Origin of the sequence: Lewinella cohaerens DSM 23179 (assembly GCF_000379805.1) — a bacterium.
In the GTDB taxonomy this organism is placed as follows: Bacteria; Bacteroidota; Bacteroidia; order Chitinophagales; family Saprospiraceae; genus Lewinella; species Lewinella cohaerens.
On sequence record NZ_KB903537.1, the window covers coordinates 59,923 to 77,024 of the forward strand.

Here is a 17,102-nt window from a genome sequence, read left to right on the forward strand (position 1 = left end):
CACGTTAAACTAGGTAGGGTCGGATTTTAAAACCCGACCCTACGGAGAAGCGGCGCAAAGCGTACCGAACCGCTCTACCCTCTACTGCTTACTCCTTTTCGTGGTGCAGTACGCGATAGGTCCAAGGAGCCATTTTCGTTGCCCAATCCTTGGTGAGTGCTGTTTCTTCGCCGGAAAACAGGTCGGAATAAGTCCCCTCAAAATTGTCGCCCGTTAATTTCAGTGCTTGCTCCTCTGCTGAAAGGTTGATGATTACGACCACTTTATCGCCATTCTTTTCACGGGTAAAAGCGTAGATATTTTCATCATTCCCGGTAGGGATTTTTACCAATGCACCGCCAGCTTCGCCATTCCAGAGGGCTTCATTACGGTGCTTAAGGTCGAAGAGTTTTTGATAAAAAGGAGCGTATTGATAATCGCCCCATTCTATATTGTCTTTTTTGAAAAATTCGAGTTGCTTATCCATCGCAGACTCCATACCTGAATACAACAGCGGCATCCCATCAAAAGTCGCCGTCAATACCGCAAAAGCCAAGTGGCCATCTCCCATCCGTTCAAACTCTGTACCGGCCCAGGAGTTTTCATCATGGTTAGAGGTAAAGTGCATAAAGTAGCCTTGCTGGTATTCCTCTTGGTTTTTCGCCAGGATGGTGTCAATATCGAGGGCCGTTTTAGGTTCCAGATGTTGGTCCTTTCCTTCTACGAGATTTCCTTGAACCAATTGTTTATTGTCACTACGACTGGCCCCTTGGTACTTGGCAATTTCATTCAGCAAGTGGTGCATCTCCCATGCGTAATCCATAACGAAACCGCCACTGTTGCGCCGATCTGGGATAGCTGCTTCGGCCAGCATAAACAACGGCTTGATCTGGTAAAGCTCCTTATTGCAGTCTTCCCAAAAATCCAGGGGTACACCGTGCGCTACATCTACACGGAAACCATCAATACCAATATCCTTCACCCAGAAGGTCATCGCGTCAATCATCCCCCGGCGCATATCAGGGTTGTCATAATTAAGGTCTGCAACATCTGTCCAACCCCAGGATTCGCCTGTTTCCGGGTTCAGAGGATCTACAATATTGCCGTCTGCATCTTGCGTGTACCAATCGGGATGTGCCGTAATCCAGGGGTTATCCCAGCCAGTGTGGTTGGGTACCCAGTCGATGATGCAGTACATCCCTTGGTCGTGGATAGCCTTCAGCAATGCCTTAAAATCATCCATTGTCCCAAAATCGGGGTTAACATCCAGATAGTCGCCTACGGCGTAAGGGCTACCCATTTCTCCTTTCCGTCGGGCCAGAGATACCGGATGAATAGGCATCAACCACAAAATATCGACACCCATTTCTTTGAGACGAGGCAGGTGGGTTGCAAAAGCATTGAAAGTTCCTTCTGGCGTGTATTGTCGTAGGTTGACTTCGTAAATGGTCGCATTCTTGTGCCAATCCGGCAAGCGGGGCATCTCGAAGGCAGGTGCCTCTGCGGTAGAGGAATCTTCCGTTTTTCCAGCAGTTTCGCAAGAAAAAAAGAAGCTAAAAACCGTTAAATTTAGCAGTAAATAACGAAAAAAGAAACCGTTCATAAAACAACGTTTTGGTTGAAGAATGTCGGTTTTAATAGGAGGACAGTAAGATAGGTAAATTTTAAAAATGAAAGACTAATAGCCCGCTCAGGTTTAACGCTCATTGACCAAAATGAGGCACTTCGCGTCAAGATTGATAATTTGTGTGCCTTTAGGGGTTTCTACCAAAGTAATGGGCCAATGGCGATGGCCACAGCAAACGGTATTCTTCGGAGAAGTAGCCAAAACCTCCCTAACCTGCTCATTTCCGGTCAGTGAAGGAGCGTAATGACTGGGGCCTTCATGGAGTAAAATAAGATCCGGTTGTTTGAGGGCGAGTCGCTTCAATTGGGCCAGAAAATCTTTCTCGGCTACCCGATTCGGTTTCCCAGGCTGGCCTATTACACCGCTAATGCCGCCTACTTCCATTCCGCCAATCTTACGAATGTTGCCATTCAGAAAATGGATACCAGCTTCCCGCTGAAAAGCAGCAAACTCATCGGGAGTGCCAAAGCTATCATGGTTGCCCGCTACCCCAGCCACGAAGGCAAAGTGCTCGTTGAAAGCTCGCCAAACGTGGCGCACATCGCCCAAACCGCCGCGCCGATCAGGGCGAGCGTAAAGATCACCACAAAGCCCCCCCCTACCCTATCCAAAGGAATTTCAGGAAAATAGAGTTCCCATGACTATTTCACATCATGCTTTATCCAGTTTTCTATCACTATGCCTGAAACTCTACTTAAGTGTTTCTCATTATTAGTGACCATGATCATATCAAAATAAACAGCAGTAGAACCTATCAATAAATCAAAGTCATGAATCAAATTACCCTCTCTCCTAAGTCTCGCTTTTTCTTTACCAAATAGTTCCAAACATTCAGATATTGGAATAACATTAAATAGCTTCTTGGTCTTTACAACTTCCTCTTTATGTTTCTCTATTCTATCGCTAAAGTAAGCGCCATAGCTCAATTCCCCAATAGTAATCTCTGATACAAAGCAATTATCGAATCCTACTTTTTCTATTTTTTTGAGCAAGTCATTCTTTCCTTTCAAAAAAGCGATGCAAATATCGGTATCTAATAAATATTGTGCCATGCTATTAATCAAAATTAACGTCCCTCTTAGAGATGGTTCTTGATGAGTAAATTAATTCAGTGATATCATCATCAATATCTGCCCAAGCTCCAAAAAGTTCACGTGATAGCTCTTTCTTATCTGGTTCTGCCTTCTTAGAGAATCCTTTTTTCATACTCTCTGTAAGTTTTGACAGAAGCTCTATTTTTGACTCTAAAGACATTAACTCAAAGAGTTTTACATACTTAGATATAAGTAAATCTTCCATAGTTTTGCTTTTTTCATTAAACAAAAATAAGAACTTCAAGGTTCCGAAACTAATCAATCTGTAAAACTCAAAGCTATTCAAAAAAATCGTCCAATGCCAATGTTAGCATTTCGCTCGTAACTTCCTTAAATGGTTGTAATTCCGGGCCTTGTTCCATTACAGTTGTCGCTGTGATCGAAAGAAGAGCTTGCTTTTCTTTCTTTCCTACGGCAACAATGCTTACCTCTTCTCCTTGCGGGATATTTTCAAAAACCAAGGTCCCATCGCTCCTTCTAGCTCCTTCAACAATGGTTTTAAAGTTAGCAAAGATCATTTTCACGATACTTCCTTCCTCCACGCCAGATACTTCCATATTCACCATTGGAGCTTCCGTACGCCAGAAGATATCGCAATTGACCCAGCCCAATTGATAGGATTTGAGCGTGAATTCTTCAAGAATAATCACCTCTTCCTCAACCAAACTTAGGTCGGCATGCCCAGAGACATCAGCACGTGCTCCACTTCGGTTAAACACCCGCAAACCGTCTATACTATTGATCTCCTTCGTTAACGCCGCCTTCTCCATTTTAGACAAATCCCCTTTGACACCATAAACCTCTAAATCACCATCACTAAAAAGCGTCCAATATATCTGTGCATTCGGATAGGAGCTTCCGTTTTTTTCTAAAATCGCTGTTATTGAAGGCGTAGAAAAAAAGGTGGTCAGTTCTTCCATCAAAGCAAAGTAATTGTCATCCCTATCAATATCCTCCAAAAAATAAAAATAGAGTTTAACGTCAACATTGCTTCCGTTTCCAATTCGCAGTTCACCACGTACATTCCTAATCGTATCCATAACCATCGTTCCATCTTCCAGTAACACTGTATCGATTCTTAGTCCACTGCTTTTGGGGCCAGCTTCCTCCCAAGTTATTTGGTTATTCGGCCCTTCTTTACCGTAAAACAAGCTTGCCCCTTCATATTGATCCAAAGGGCCAGGAAAAGTAAGCTCTATGGCTTTATTTGGCGCCAAGGCCAACTCGTTTCCATTTTGCTCGGCCGTAATTTTAAGCATCCCTCTGGTTTCAATAAGAGCACCGTTGCAGGTGGTCACTATTGGCTCCATAAAGACCTCAGAACTTGAAAAGACCTCCTTGACACTAATATCCACCTTGCCGACTACAGGCTCACCATTGGCATCCACAAATGAACCTTGCTCGATGTAGAGCTCCACACCTTTTTGGGTGGTCAAATTTACTTCCTGTTCCGAATTCACTTCATAAACATGGGTAGGGTTGGTCATTTCAAGTTGCTCAAAAAAAGTTGTTTCCGATACCCTTTCCATCACTTCAGGCAGAGGTGATGATGGTTCACAACTAAAAATGAGCATAAGAAGGCCAAGAGAAAAAAAGAAAGAGAGACGCATATTATTGAGCTTTAATTAATCAAATCTGCATTTCCAATTCCAGGGTTTCCCCCATTGGCAATGCATTCCACTGGCTTATCAGATGCCGATAATCATTCATTAGTTGGGTAACCTCTGCCGGGGATAAATGGATACGATAATCGGTAGACATACCACTCAACTCCAGGTTGATCAACTCATTGAATTCCTCTGGCTTACAAGCACCTCCTGTTAAAGATTGTAGTGCTCTGGTGGCCACTTCCGCAATCATGGTTTCAGCCGGCAACTGGAAAATCACCTCTTTGTCACCTAATTGCGCCATGGTGTATCCAGCGTAAAGGTTACCATAGAAGCCCGCGCGCATCCCCAGCTTTTGTTCCATCACAAAATGGGCTAGATCATGACCGGGTAGGTCGGGGCCTAAATCAGCTACCAGCATCTCCCCATCATGGCGTTGATAGGTGAGTTGGCAGCGGTGTTCTTTTTTGGTAAACCGAATGATCATAACACAGGTATTTTTCTAAAAAGCATGCTTTTTCTTTGCCAGCATTCGCATAACGGCACTTTCTCCATTGTGGTAAAGGCCTTCTTCCAGCTTAATAACTTCTTCCTTCAATTGCAGCATTTCATAATTGGCAAAATCTGCACGAAGCTCTTCTTCAGAATAAAGCATATCAATATTTCGGGGTCCACCCGCCGCTGGATTTTGGCTACTGTATTGTAAATGGGATTTGCTAAAAGCCTCCAATATAATAAGCCCACCAGGTTGAAGATAACTACTGAGGACACCATGGTATTCCGACTTCGCTTCCGCTGAAAAGTGGGCATAAATGAGCCCGATAGCATCAAAGCTTTCGCGAGCAAATGAAAGTGTTTGAAATTCTCCCACCAAGTATTCAATGGTTACGCCGAATTTGTCAGCCAATCGCAGGGCTTTTTCACGGCCAGCATAACTCTGATCAAAGGCAACAACCTCCCACCCGTGCCGGGCGGCGAAAATGGCATTGCGCCCCTCCCCTTCCGCCGGTAAAAGAATTCGCCCTGGTGAAAGCTTTAAGAGTTGTTCTTTAAAAAAAGCGTTGGGTTTTTCCCCGTAAGCGTACGCCTTTTCACCATAACGTTGATCCCAAAAATTCTTTTGCATTTTATTATAATTGCTTTACACACTTAACATCACGAATATCCTTTCCGTTAACGATCCTGCCAACAAATAAACATGAGTCATCCCGAATTTTGGCTGAAGCCAAAATCCAGCCTGACTTTCATTTAGAGAGGATCATTATAATATACCCGTTACTAAGTGGTTTGGGACATTTTCACTTGTCCTTTTGTGTTCTGACTGCGTTGAAAAGCCTCGCCGAAACTTAGGTTTCGACTACGTTTTTCGCCTTATCAGAACACAAAATGACATTGCGCTAATATTCCCAAACCACTTAGTGCCGGGTATAGCTGAAAAGAATGATTTGTCTGACTTTTTGTACGAAACCCCATGATTTCACTAATAGAAATCACGGGGCTTCATCTTTAACGATAAGTTTTGCTGTTGATCAGCACGGATTTTGATGACAATCAAAATTCGGGATGACTCATCTTTGTTATTTCAATAGAACGTTTACCAGGTAAACTGCCCTTCCTGGCGAATATCGCGAGAAGAACTACCTACTAAAATGGTAAAGGTGCCGGGCTCCAATACCCATTTATTTTGCTTGTCATCGTAGTAGGAAAAAGCATCTTCGTCCAGTTCAAATGTCAAGCTTTGGCTCGCACCAGGTTCTAGCTTAATCTTCTGGAAGGCCTTCAGCTCTTTAGCAGGGCGCTCCAAGTTCGCTTCGTCATCTTTTACATAGACCTGCACCACTTCTGCGCCTTTGACATCTCCTGTATTGGTAACATCAACGCTCACTGTTACAGTTCCGTCTTCTTTGGTGATAGTGAGGTTATCGTAGCCGAAAGAAGTGTACGAAAGTCCGTGACCAAAGGCAAAAGCAGGTGCTACTTCGTAAGAATCAAAATAGCGGTAACCCACAAAAATACCATCCGTATAATTCTGCTCCAGCGATTCGAAACCAGTAACGGCCAGCTTATGCGCAGGGCTGTCTTCCAGTTTCACAGGAAAAGTCATTGGTAATTTACCGGAAGGGTTCAGGTTACCAAAAAGGATGTCTGCTAAAGCATTGCCGCCTTCCATTCCAGGATACCAGGCCTGTACAATGCTTTTGGCTTTGCCTTGCCACTTGCGCATATCGATTGGGCCACCGCCCATAAGGACAATTACCGTATTAGGATTAGCAGCTAAAAGTGCCTCTATCAACTCATCTTGCCCGAAAGGAAGTTCCATACTCTCTTTATCAGTAGCTTCAGCATCGTAAGCATTATCGTTCCACTCGTCGGTAAAACCGTGAATCCAGCCGCCTACGTAGATGGCTGCATCGGCGTCCTTGACCTGCGCTACAGCTGCAGCAATAAGGTCTGCATCACTACCACCTTCGCGGCTAACGGTATAGCCTTCTGCATAAGAAACTGCCGTTCCTTCGCCCAAAAGATTTTGTAATCCATCCAAAGGTGTCACTTCGTAGAAAGCTTTCACCTGAGAGCTACCACCCGCTCCGGCGTGCTTACGGGTAGCATTCGCACCAACAACCGCTAAGGTTTTCGTCGCCGACTGCTCTAAAGGCAACATACCGTCGTTCTTAAGTAAAACGATTGCTTCATCAGCAATCTGGCGAGCAATTCTTTGGTGTTCTGGCGTATTGTAGGCACCAGGTTCACGTTCGCCAAAAGCATTAATACGGTACATCGTCCGCAACAGGCGGCGTACTTTTTTATCAACAAGCGCTACATCAACCGTACCGTTATTAACCAAGGTGACAACGGTATCGCCCATGTGAAATTTGCCGTAATCCGGGGGGCCCATAGCCAGCATGGGCAAATCGGAACCCATTTCGAGGTCAATCCCGGCGTTGACAGCTTCCATCGTATTTTTAACGGCATTCCAATCACTGATCACCGCACCATCAAAGCCGAATTCTGTTTTCAAAATACCATCCAACAGGTATTCGCTATGAGCACAGTAATCGCCCCGAAATTTATTGTACGCAGCCATAACGGTGTAAACGCCGCCTTCCTGTACCGCAGCTTTAAAGCCAGGCAGGTAGATTTCATACAAAGCACGGTCACCCATCTCTACGTTTACTTGCTCGCGCTCATATTCCAGGTTATTGGCCACAAAGTGCTTGGCACAAGCGGCTACGCCTTGGTCTTGCACACCTTTGATGTACCCCACGGTCATTTCAGCATTGAGGTAAGGGTCTTCTGTCAGGTATTCAAAATTACGGCCATTGAGCGGGCTACGAATGATATTGAGGCCAGGTCCAAGAATGATGTCCTTGCCCCGGTAATTGGCCTCGCTCCCCAACACACTACCGAAAGCATAGCCAAGATCACGGTTCCAGGTGGCAGCCAGGGCAGTACCTACAGGTAAATAGGTGCTACTATCTCTTACACCTTCGTCTTTCACCCAATCGCGGCCGTGCTCGTGGCGTACACCGTGAGGGCCATCCGACATAATGAGCTCAGGAATGCCCAAACGTTCTACCCCGCCGCTGGTAAAAGCAGAACTGGCGTGAATCATGTGTACTTTTTCTTCTAATGTCAACTGGCTCATCAGTGAATCAATGGCCGCTTCTATATCAGGTGCTTTTTCGGTTGCTTCCTCGACAGGAGCAGTAGGTCCTTCGCACGCCAAAAACAGGAATGGAAGGGCTAGCATACCCAGGAGGAAATAATTTTTCAAGGAGTGGATCATACGATGATTAGGTTTTAAAGTTTGGTAATGCACCCCACTAAGCACTTAGTGTTGTATTTACAAGAACCAAAGATAAGCGCTTATTTCGAAACTTTATTCTTCAAACTCCACTGCTTGCATAAGATAATTGCATAATGGCTGAAGAGAAAGGTAAGCTCGTTCAATCAAAGCAGGAAAATCATCCGAGACAATCTCCTGTTCAGACAAAGGTTTGATAGCTGTAAAATTCTTACGGCGCAGCAACTCAATCTCTGGGTGATCTTTAGGAAAACCTCGTGGGGCTGTTTTGAGCGCTTGGTCGTCTTCGTCGAGGCCAGCGTAGAAATCAGTGAAAGGTGCCGTACTGGTAAGCTCCCGCAAGCGAGCCCCATCATAGTCTACTGCTTCCCGAATTTTTTGCAACACTTCCTTTTCGGGCCGATAGATACCACCGCCAACAAAAGAGCCACTGGGACTCAGGTGGATATAAAATCCAGGCTTGCTCATATCCATGCCGATACTACAACCAAAATTATCCTTGTACAGCGGCTTATCCGGTTGAAACCTACGGTTGTTATTGATCCGCATGATGGTTTCCTTGGGTTTGACTTGCTCCAGCGATGGCTCGTGTACCGATAAACGCTTCAGGATCAATTCAATCTCTGCCAACCAGGTGTTTTTGGCCGTTTGGTAGTGCTTGCGGTTGGCGTCCATCCACTCTTTGGAGTTATTGGCCGTAAGGTCGCGAAGAAAGGTAAAAATTTGTTTTTTGCTCATGGTATGGTTGTTAAACAGTGTAAGGGTGTAAGGGTGTAAGGGTGTAAAAGTGTAAGGGTTAGGTGACCTTCCCTAAATAACATTGACAGGTTTTTATTTCGACTTTAAGACGCTTATCCTTCCGCCTTTGCCCATTTTATTGTTGGCACGATCCATTCCGGTAAGGGCTTAAACAGAAAACCGTGTCCAAGTCCCGTGTTTAGTTCTATTTCTTCAAATCGGGGAATAGGAAGGCTTGATGTTTCCTTACGGCGAATGGCCGATACGCCAAAACGATCACTAAGCTCATAGATCGTCAGGATATCACCACAATAGTTAATTTCCGGAATTTGTTCAATATCACTGTCTTGAAACGAAGCTACAAAAACAAACCTTAATTGTGGATTTGCGGCAAGCGTAGAAACATACTGCGCGATGTAGCCACCTTTGGAAGTACCCACTACTGTGATATGATCTGCCGGCACACCCAAAGCTAACAGGCTGTCAATTTGCTGCACAACTGCTAAAGCATAGGTACGGGCATTAGTATTGGGTGGTCGTTTTTCGCTAACGACTTTTAATCCTGCATTGGAAAAAGCAGCTTTAATCGCTTTGTATTCTGTTCGTCCGTGTTGGAGGTGCTCTGCTTCAAGCGGGTGATCCTCCAGGAAACGATTATGAAGGAAAAACAAATAGTGTTGTGGTTGCTCTTGTTGGCAGCTGTATAAGAGCATACCCAAAAGCAGGGCCAGACAAACACTTGGAAAGGGCAAGAAGTTTTTCACCATAGAAAGGTAAAACTTTTTTAGAAAAAAATGAGCAATTTCATAAAACCGTTGTTACAACACCGAATATCATAAAATACTGACTATCAATGCTCCACTTTACGCGCCTGTTACTAGCCTTATCCATTCTTCTTTTTGGCAACCTTCTCTTTGCTCAATCCACTGATCTCAATATTCCTGTACAAGGATCCCTAATAGAGCAAAGCTCAGGTGAGCCCCTTCCTTTTGCGACTGTTATCCTTTTCAGTCAGCAAGACAGTAATATGGTTAGCAATGACCTCACTGATTTAGATGGTAAATTTACACTCCTTGTGCCACCAGGTGATTATTATGCAGTACTACAATTCATTGGTTTTTCAGATAAGTCTATTCCAAATATTGTGGTTGCTACTGGACAAGAAAATGTAAACCTGGGAGAAATTCTCATGGCATCCGATGCTACCGTACTGGAAGAAGTAGAAGTGACCGCCGAACGCAGCCAGATGGAATTCAAGTTGGACCGTCGGGTATTCAACGTATCCAAAGACCTGACCAATGGAGGTAACAGCGCGGCAGATATTCTCGACAACGTTCCCTCTGTAAGTGTTGATCCCGAAGGCAATGTCAGTCTGCGGGGTAGCCAAGGCGTGCGTATCCTTATTAATGGTAAACCCTCTGGTATGCTCAGCGCTGGTGACACCAAAGCATTGCTACGTATGCAAGGCGACATCATTGAAAGCATTGAAGTGATCACCAACCCATCGGCCCGCTACGAAGCCGAAGGCGAAGCCGGTATCATCAATATTATTCTGAAGAAAAACCAGGAGAAGGGCGTTAATGGGTCATTTGGAGCTACGGTGGGTTATCCCCAAAATTATGGATTGTCTTACAGTCTCAACTATCGGAAAAAAGATTTCAACTTCTTCTCCAATTTCGGAGTTGACTACCGAAAATCACCCGGTGGCGGCGAAGCTACCCAGCGTTTTTTTGAGAATGGTAACCTGACCGAGTTTTATAGTACTACGACTGATCGAACCCGTGCGAGCACCAGCGGCTATCTGCAAATGGGAACCGACTGGATCATGAATCCTCAGAATACCATTACCGGCTCACTCTTGTACCGCGCTGGCAGAGGAGACAACAACTCGATGGTGACCTACCGAGATTTTGACGGCAATGAAAACATTACCAACCTCACGCTGCGCGACATCGCAGAAACGGAAGACTCCCACAATCTGGAAGCTTCTATCTCTTATAAAAAGACCTTTGAGCAAAAAGATCGCGAGTGGACAATGGTACTCAAATATATTCTGGATGATGATACAGAGCTGGCGGACTACGAACAGGTTGACAATGACTCTCCTATCCGTTTATTGCAGCTTTCCAGTAATACAGAGGATGAGCGTAATTTCCTTTTCCAAACGGACTATGTTTACCCGATAGGTGACAAAAGCAAAGTGGAAGGAGGGATGAGAATGGCACTGCGTACTGTGAACAACAACTTCCAGGTACAACAAAACGACAATGGCACTTTCGAGGTACTTCCCGGCTTTGATGACGAGCTGCTCTATACAGAGGACATCTATGCGGCCTACCTGATCGGTGCCCACGAATTTGGGGCTTTCAGTGCCCAGGTAGGCTTGCGGGCGGAATTGTCGGACATTACGGCTTCCTTGCTAAAATCAGAACAGTCCAACGACCAGGATTACCTCAACCTTTTCCCCAGCGCTTCTCTGGCGTACAAGTTTTCTACTACCAAGCAGTTGCAGGTGAGCTACAGCCGCCGATTGAGCCGGCCCTACTTCCGCCGTCTGCTGCCTTTCTCCAACTTCAACAATCCTCGAAATATAAATACGGGTAACCCTAATTTGCGCCCTGAGTTTACGGATGCCTTTGAAATGGGGTATTTGCAGTATTTGAAGAATGGTTCATTGCTGAGTAGCGTATATTACCGTCATACTACCGGAGTAATTGAGCGGCTTATTCTAGCTGGTGAAGAAGAAGGTACAACACTTGTTTTCCCTGTAAACCTTTCCGCGCGTGATGCTTACGGTTTAGAGTTCAACTTTTCCTACCAAATCCTAAAAGGCTGGGACCTCAACACCGACCTCAATTTTTATCGCGAGCAGGTGAACGGCCAATTCCAGGAACGTGACTATTCCAGTGATACCTACACCTGGAGGGGCCGAATCAACAACAAATTCAAGGTGAGTGACTTACTACAAGTCCAGGCATCCTTCCGCTATAATGCGCCCCAAAATACCACTCAGGGCCGGCGATTATCTTCCTATGCATTGGATATTGCGGCCGCTTTAGATATTCTCAATGGCAAAGGCACCCTTACCCTCAGCGGGCGAGATTTGTTTAATACCAGAATTCGTCGCTCTGAAATCAATCTACCCGACTATCAAGAAGAAAGCTTTTTCCAGTGGCGCCAGACTCGCCAAGTGATCATGACCTTCAGTTACCGCCTTAACCAAAGCAAGCAACGTGGTGGCCGTGGCGAAGGTGGTGGTCGAGAAGATAGTGATGATTTCTAGGTGTCAGAGGTGGAAGGGGGTAAAAGTGTAAGGGTGTAAGGGTGGAAGGGTGTAAGGGGGTCTCCAGGCGCTTACACCTTTACACTTACCCAACGTTTACACCTTAAAAAACACCTTAAAAAATTTATTTCTTCAACCTAAGCGAGTAAACCGAACGATAGCTTTCTGGATTCTGGAAGAATTCATCTAGTTGCTCGCGGATTTCTTTTTCAACAAAGGGCATCAAGGGTTGCTCTACGACAAAGAGGTGATCGATCGACTGGCGGATTTTGTGGTCCCATTGCTCGTAGTAGTTATCAAAATCTTCGGGTTTAATGACTTTGCGGCAACCAGGTTCGCCGCACACGAGCGTCATAGGATAATCGAGGTTAAAGATGCCATATTCATCGGTAATTTGCTCCCCTTTTTTGATTTCGCGGATGGCAATTTCAAAACCATAGCCTGTGCTGATGGTATTGCAATTGCAGCAATGATTGACGTATTTGGCAAAATCCCAGCTAATAATCCGGTTGCCTTTTTCATCAATGTAGGAATATTTTTCAACGACCTCTTGCATCTCAGACGTATGCAATAAATAGTCGGTGGGGCTAATCACCAGTTCCAGGCTATCTTTGACATAAACGATGGTTCCTTCGGGGATATCACTGGTTGCAAACACCCCGTAACCGATAGATTCATTGATGAATCTAAGCTCCGTATTTGGATGAATCATAGTCGCAATAAATAGTTGAAAGAGACAAGTTATTGGGAGGTGTTAGAGCCTGTTTAAAATTCCCTCAATCGGCTGCGCTTGCCAAATTTTGCGCTGCTTTACGTTAAAAATGCTCACCGATGCTTCCGGCATCGACTCCACTTTTTGCCTTAATCAGCATAAAATTTGGTGGCACTCGCTCGATCAGGAAAATTTAAACAGGCTCTTGTTTCTCCTCAAAAATCGGCGCAATGTAGTCTATAAAACAATACGGTGCTTGATTATTTTTCATCTGCTCCGATTGGTAGTTATTTGACTAGAAAAAATTTAGCGCCGGAGGTGCTGAGACACGGAGTTCTTTTTGAACACGGAGGCCCTAAAACATGGAGTAGTAGAGCGGCTTGTTATTGATTTACAGCGTGTTCCGCTAGCTAGTCGGGAGACCAGCCAGATATAACATCTTAGTTCGGAAACTAAGATGCGCTTTAGGGCTTAGGGGTTCTGTGCTTAAGTGTATCGCTATGCGCTATTATTCTCCTTTTTCTTCAGCACCTTCCTCCGAAAAATCATCAGCAACAGTCGTCACCCCACCTGCCATCACATACTTCATTATTTCTGAGGACTTCGCGGCTACCGGTTGTAAGTAATGTGGAGGAACAAGAAATAACTGCCCACTAAACGAGATACTAAAAGGTACATAAACAGTGATCAACTGCTGTTCTGTTTTGAGGAATTTGAGCCCTTCGTCGGTTACAAAACCGAGGCGGCGAATTTCGGTATCGTTACCTATTTTCACTAATACCGGACGGTTGAAGCCCTGCTTTTGGCCTACTGCGGCCTTGAGCATATCCTTGACCGAGGTATAGATGGTCTTAATAAAAGGTACCTGCTCTAGCTGGTGATCCAGAAAGTGAAAAAAGGGCAATTTGATGAGGAAACTACCAATGAAGCCCACCAGCGTTACGACCAGGAGCATGATCAAAATCCCTAGCCCTGGAAAGCTTAAACCTAGCAGTTGATCCAGTTCTGTAAAGCCCCAGTACAGGGCGTAGCCTGTGACCGTAATTGGGGTGAGGTACAAAAGACCTTGGAGAAAATAAGTAGCGATGGTTTTCATGAGTGCAGTTTTCGGTTATTAGCGACGTAGGTGCAACTTACGTTGAAAGGTTGGGCAAATTTAGGACAAAGTTTTTCTTCTTTGGTAATCTTTGGAGGAGCTAGATGAAATCGTTTGGTTGGAAAAACGTAGGCTGGACTTCAGTCCGGCCACAATCGCAATATCTTCACGCTCGGACTGAAGTCCAAGCCACGTCTTAAGCATTCAAGCCCAAACGATTTCATCTAGCACCTCTTTGGAACAGTGCCTAAAAAAATGGCACCAATGTCCTGTTTCTGATACAGATCGCACCAAAATTTATACGCCTGCCGATATTTTATACGATTCCTCCTTTTTTTAATACCCCTTACTCTGGTTCCGGTCGCAGCTTTGTAACAACGCTTAAAGCACTTGTTGCACACCTTTTTATTGACCAATAATTTATTAAAAATGAAACATCTACTACTATTATTATTATTCGCTATTCTTCTTCAACAGACAGTGATTGCGCAAGATTATCAAGTCGTCATGTCTACAGGAATTTCCTACGAGGGTGATCCTTTGAGTTTCGGCGTACCGAACATCAACGAGATACTAAACCACAACTCAACGAGTGATGTATCCGAGTGGCAGTCGCTACCTTTCCCTTTCGAGTTTTATGGCGAACCCGTAAGTGGTTATGTCGCCTCTAAAAATGGTTTCATCAGCTTCAGCGAGGCCGACTCCAATAGTAGTGCTTCAGCGAATACCGCCTTGCCTACCACTGATGGCCCCAACAACGCCATTTATGCCTTCTGGGAAGAACTTACGTTGGTGAGTGCCGGCTCAGACGTAAGCTCCTGGACCTATGGCGTAGCACCCAACCGGGTACATCTCATTCGCTGGTTTGCCCTTACGCCAGAGAATACAGACCGTACTATCTATTTCGCTATTCGGCTTTACGAATGTGGAAATTTTGACATTGTCCACTCCGCAGGTACCCCCGATACCCAACTCACAGGAACAATAGGTTGTGAAAATGCCACTGGCAGTGCTGGTACAATGGTCGCAGGTAGCCCTGCCATTAACTTTCCTTCGCTCGGTGTTTTCGATTTTTTAGATGATGCTGTTTATACTTTTTATGCTGCTGAATATGATATAGAGCTGACCCAGCTTAATATCCCGACCAGGGTACTACTAGGAGAATACGAACTGAGCGGTACGCTCACCAACAAAGGGACCACAGCCATCAATGCTTTTCATTTGAATTATTCGGTCAACGGTGGTCCGGTACAAACCATGGAAGTCACTGGCGTGAATATTCCCCCCGTGGGAGGCACTTATTCTTTTGTTCACGATATCCCCTGGATGACCACTCCCAGCGGCGAGCTTTCTGCCATCTGTGTATACGCCGATCAGCTCAATGGAAGCAACCTCGATCAAAAACCTTGTGATGATCAGTTTTGTAAAGACGTTTTCACCTATAGTGGTACATCTGGTAACCGGACGGTGCTCATCGAAGAATTTAGTGGTGCCTGGTGCGGCCATTGCCCCGACGGAGAAGTAGAATTGGAGGAAATCCTTGCGGAGCATCCTAACGACGTCGTAGCCCTTGCCTATCATGAAGGTGACGATATGGATACCAATGCTGGCTATGACGTTAGTGAACTGGTGGGGGTACAAGCTTATCCCAACGCAAGTATCAACAGGGTCTTTTCTTCATCTCAGGGTAATATTGCGGTAGGCCGCAGCCTTTGGGCCAGTATGGTTGCTGCGCAACTCGATCGCTACACCCCCGCAGAAGTAAGCATTGAACACGAGTACAACCCCGCCAACCGCGTTCTGCGGGTGACTCTTACTGCCGATTTTGTAGACGATGCCTACGGTGATATGCGATTTGCGCTGGCTATTACAGAAGATGACGTAACAGGTACGGGAATTGGTTATGATCAGGTCAACTTTTACAACTCCACCTTTGGGCATCCCTTCGCGGGAATGGGCAATCCTATTGTTGGTTACCCTCACCAGCGGGTCGTTCGTGCTATGCCTAGTGGTGCTTTCGGAACAGCAGGCATTATTCCAAATATCGCTAACGTTGGAGACCAATACAGCAAGGAAATCCTGTTTATCGTCCCTTCCAGCTGGAACGAAGACAAGCTCTCGCTAATAGCGATGCTGGCCTACCACAATGAGAGCCCAAGAGAGCGTGAAATCATCAATGTGGTAAAGGAAAAACTAATGTCTGGGCCTACGCCTGTGAAGGAAGTTTCAGCAGCAATGACGGAAGCGCTCCTCTTCCCCAACCCGGCCCGAGATCGCCTGAATTTTAGCTTTACCTTGGCGCAAGATACCCCCGCCAGTATGCTTATTTACGACGCTATGGGAAGGTTGGTGAGTAACCTTGGCGTACAAGACTACAGCGCAGGACATCATGAGCTTGACTATGATGTCTCCAACTTATCTCCTGGCATTTATTATTTGAAAATGCAAAGTGTCATTGGCGTAATTTATTCTGGTAAGTTTGTGGTGCTGCGATAGTACTCTCCGAACGTACTGATGGATGCTTCCAAAAACATCTTCCTACTATTGAGAAAATATTTTGGAGGCATCTATTTCTCTATTACTTAACCCCACGAAATACATGAGAGAAACCGACAATTATTACTTTTTCTGGAAACACCAATTTGGCCAATGGACACTAAGTATTGCGCAGAAAACAAAATGCGATTCTCTTTAGGTTTTTCAAATAGTTAAAACTCTTGAAATGAATCGTTTATTCAACTATTATGAAAAACAGAATCGCCTTTTGTTTTCGTGCTGTTCCTTAGAGACATGGTAGATGTAGATGGCATTGAATACAATTGCTGTGAGCAATCGCGGTTAGGGCTATCCTCCCTGCGACAAATAGCGTATAAACGCGCAGGCCAGCAGGCCGGAGCGCGGGGCCAGGATGGCGCAAGGACAAGGGACAACAGTGGTACCGCAGGTAATAACGGATGGCCCGGTGCCGATCCCGTCCCGACTAGAAAAGTCGGGACGGGAGATGGCATGGCCCAAAAGCAAAGATGTTTACGCCAATCTGCTAGTGGCCTTCTTTCTTAAACCGCTGTTACGACCTCATCGAGAGGTAAACCCCACGTAATTTTCCCTATCTTTCGGCCCGCCGCAAATACTGGAGTAGTTTGCGCAACTTGGACGCCTAC

14 protein-coding genes and 1 pseudogene are annotated in these 17,102 nt (G+C 45.3%); 3 read left to right on the forward strand and 12 right to left on the reverse strand.

Going from position 1 to position 17,102, the window contains the following annotated elements; genetic code table 11:
* Positions 1–88: 88 nt before the first annotated feature.
* The 10 genes and pseudogenes from A3EU_RS0107685 to A3EU_RS0107730 form a co-directional block, all read right to left on the reverse strand.
* Positions 89–1,582: an alpha-amylase family glycosyl hydrolase gene (locus A3EU_RS0107685; protein WP_020535560.1), complete on the reverse strand. Its 1,494-nt coding sequence runs from the start codon at positions 1,580–1,582 to the stop codon at positions 89–91.
* 93 nt (positions 1,583–1,675) lie between these two features.
* Positions 1,676–2,182: pseudogene (locus tag A3EU_RS29730) on the reverse strand (metallophosphoesterase family protein); the annotation flags it as partial.
* 65 nt (positions 2,183–2,247) lie between these two features.
* Positions 2,248–2,658, reverse strand: coding sequence for a type II toxin-antitoxin system VapC family toxin (locus tag A3EU_RS0107695; RefSeq protein ID WP_020535562.1), 411 nt, complete (start codon positions 2,656–2,658; stop codon positions 2,248–2,250).
* Positions 2,659–2,662: 4 nt separating this feature from the next.
* On the reverse strand, positions 2,663–2,905 hold the full coding sequence (locus A3EU_RS0107700) for a hypothetical protein (RefSeq protein WP_020535563.1): 243 nt from the start codon (positions 2,903–2,905) through the stop codon (positions 2,663–2,665).
* Positions 2,906–2,978: 73 nt separating this feature from the next.
* Positions 2,979–4,310: a hypothetical protein gene (locus tag A3EU_RS0107705; protein WP_020535564.1), complete on the reverse strand. Its 1,332-nt coding sequence runs from the start codon at positions 4,308–4,310 to the stop codon at positions 2,979–2,981.
* 19 nt (positions 4,311–4,329) lie between these two features.
* Complete coding sequence (locus A3EU_RS0107710) at positions 4,330–4,794, reverse strand: hypothetical protein (RefSeq protein WP_020535565.1); 465 nt, start codon at positions 4,792–4,794, stop codon at positions 4,330–4,332.
* 15 nt (positions 4,795–4,809) lie between these two features.
* Positions 4,810–5,433 carry a class I SAM-dependent methyltransferase gene (locus A3EU_RS0107715; RefSeq protein ID WP_020535566.1) on the reverse strand — a complete coding sequence of 208 codons (624 nt, stop codon included), beginning with the start codon at positions 5,431–5,433 and terminating at the stop codon, positions 4,810–4,812.
* A gap of 468 nt (positions 5,434–5,901) precedes the next feature.
* Entirely contained in the window at positions 5,902–8,094 is a 2,193-nt protein-coding gene (locus tag A3EU_RS0107720) for a glycoside hydrolase family 3 C-terminal domain-containing protein (RefSeq protein ID WP_020535567.1), read from the reverse strand.
* A gap of 93 nt (positions 8,095–8,187) precedes the next feature.
* Complete coding sequence (locus A3EU_RS0107725; RefSeq protein ID WP_020535568.1) at positions 8,188–8,850, reverse strand: DUF2461 domain-containing protein; 663 nt, start codon at positions 8,848–8,850, stop codon at positions 8,188–8,190.
* A 113-nt stretch (positions 8,851–8,963) separates the two neighbouring features.
* Positions 8,964–9,617, reverse strand: a complete 654-nt coding sequence (locus A3EU_RS0107730; RefSeq protein ID WP_020535569.1) for a lipase family protein — start codon at positions 9,615–9,617, stop codon at positions 8,964–8,966.
* A gap of 86 nt (positions 9,618–9,703) precedes the next feature.
* On the opposite strand from A3EU_RS0107730, the gene A3EU_RS0107735 reads away from it, so the two are divergent.
* The gene (locus A3EU_RS0107735) at positions 9,704–12,133 is read left to right on the forward strand and encodes a TonB-dependent receptor (RefSeq protein ID WP_020535570.1); all 2,430 of its coding nucleotides are present in this window, start codon (positions 9,704–9,706) and stop codon (positions 12,131–12,133) included.
* 124 nt (positions 12,134–12,257) lie between these two features.
* Here A3EU_RS0107735 and A3EU_RS0107740 read toward each other — a convergent pair whose 3' ends face one another.
* Both A3EU_RS0107740 and A3EU_RS0107750 read right to left on the reverse strand, forming a co-directional pair.
* Entirely contained in the window at positions 12,258–12,845 is a 588-nt protein-coding gene (locus tag A3EU_RS0107740; RefSeq protein WP_020535571.1) for an SET domain-containing protein, read from the reverse strand.
* A gap of 508 nt (positions 12,846–13,353) precedes the next feature.
* Entirely contained in the window at positions 13,354–13,941 is a 588-nt protein-coding gene (locus A3EU_RS0107750; RefSeq protein ID WP_020535573.1) for a DUF502 domain-containing protein, read from the reverse strand.
* Between the two features lie 429 nt (positions 13,942–14,370).
* Between A3EU_RS0107750 and A3EU_RS0107755 the strand changes: the two genes are divergently transcribed.
* Both A3EU_RS0107755 and A3EU_RS0107760 read left to right on the forward strand, forming a co-directional pair.
* Positions 14,371–16,437 carry a T9SS type A sorting domain-containing protein gene (locus A3EU_RS0107755; protein ID WP_020535574.1) on the forward strand — a complete coding sequence of 689 codons (2,067 nt, stop codon included), beginning with the start codon at positions 14,371–14,373 and terminating at the stop codon, positions 16,435–16,437.
* A gap of 276 nt (positions 16,438–16,713) precedes the next feature.
* On the forward strand, positions 16,714–17,001 hold the full coding sequence (locus A3EU_RS0107760) for a hypothetical protein (protein WP_020535575.1): 288 nt from the start codon (positions 16,714–16,716) through the stop codon (positions 16,999–17,001).
* The last annotated feature ends 101 nt before the right edge of the window (positions 17,002–17,102 follow it).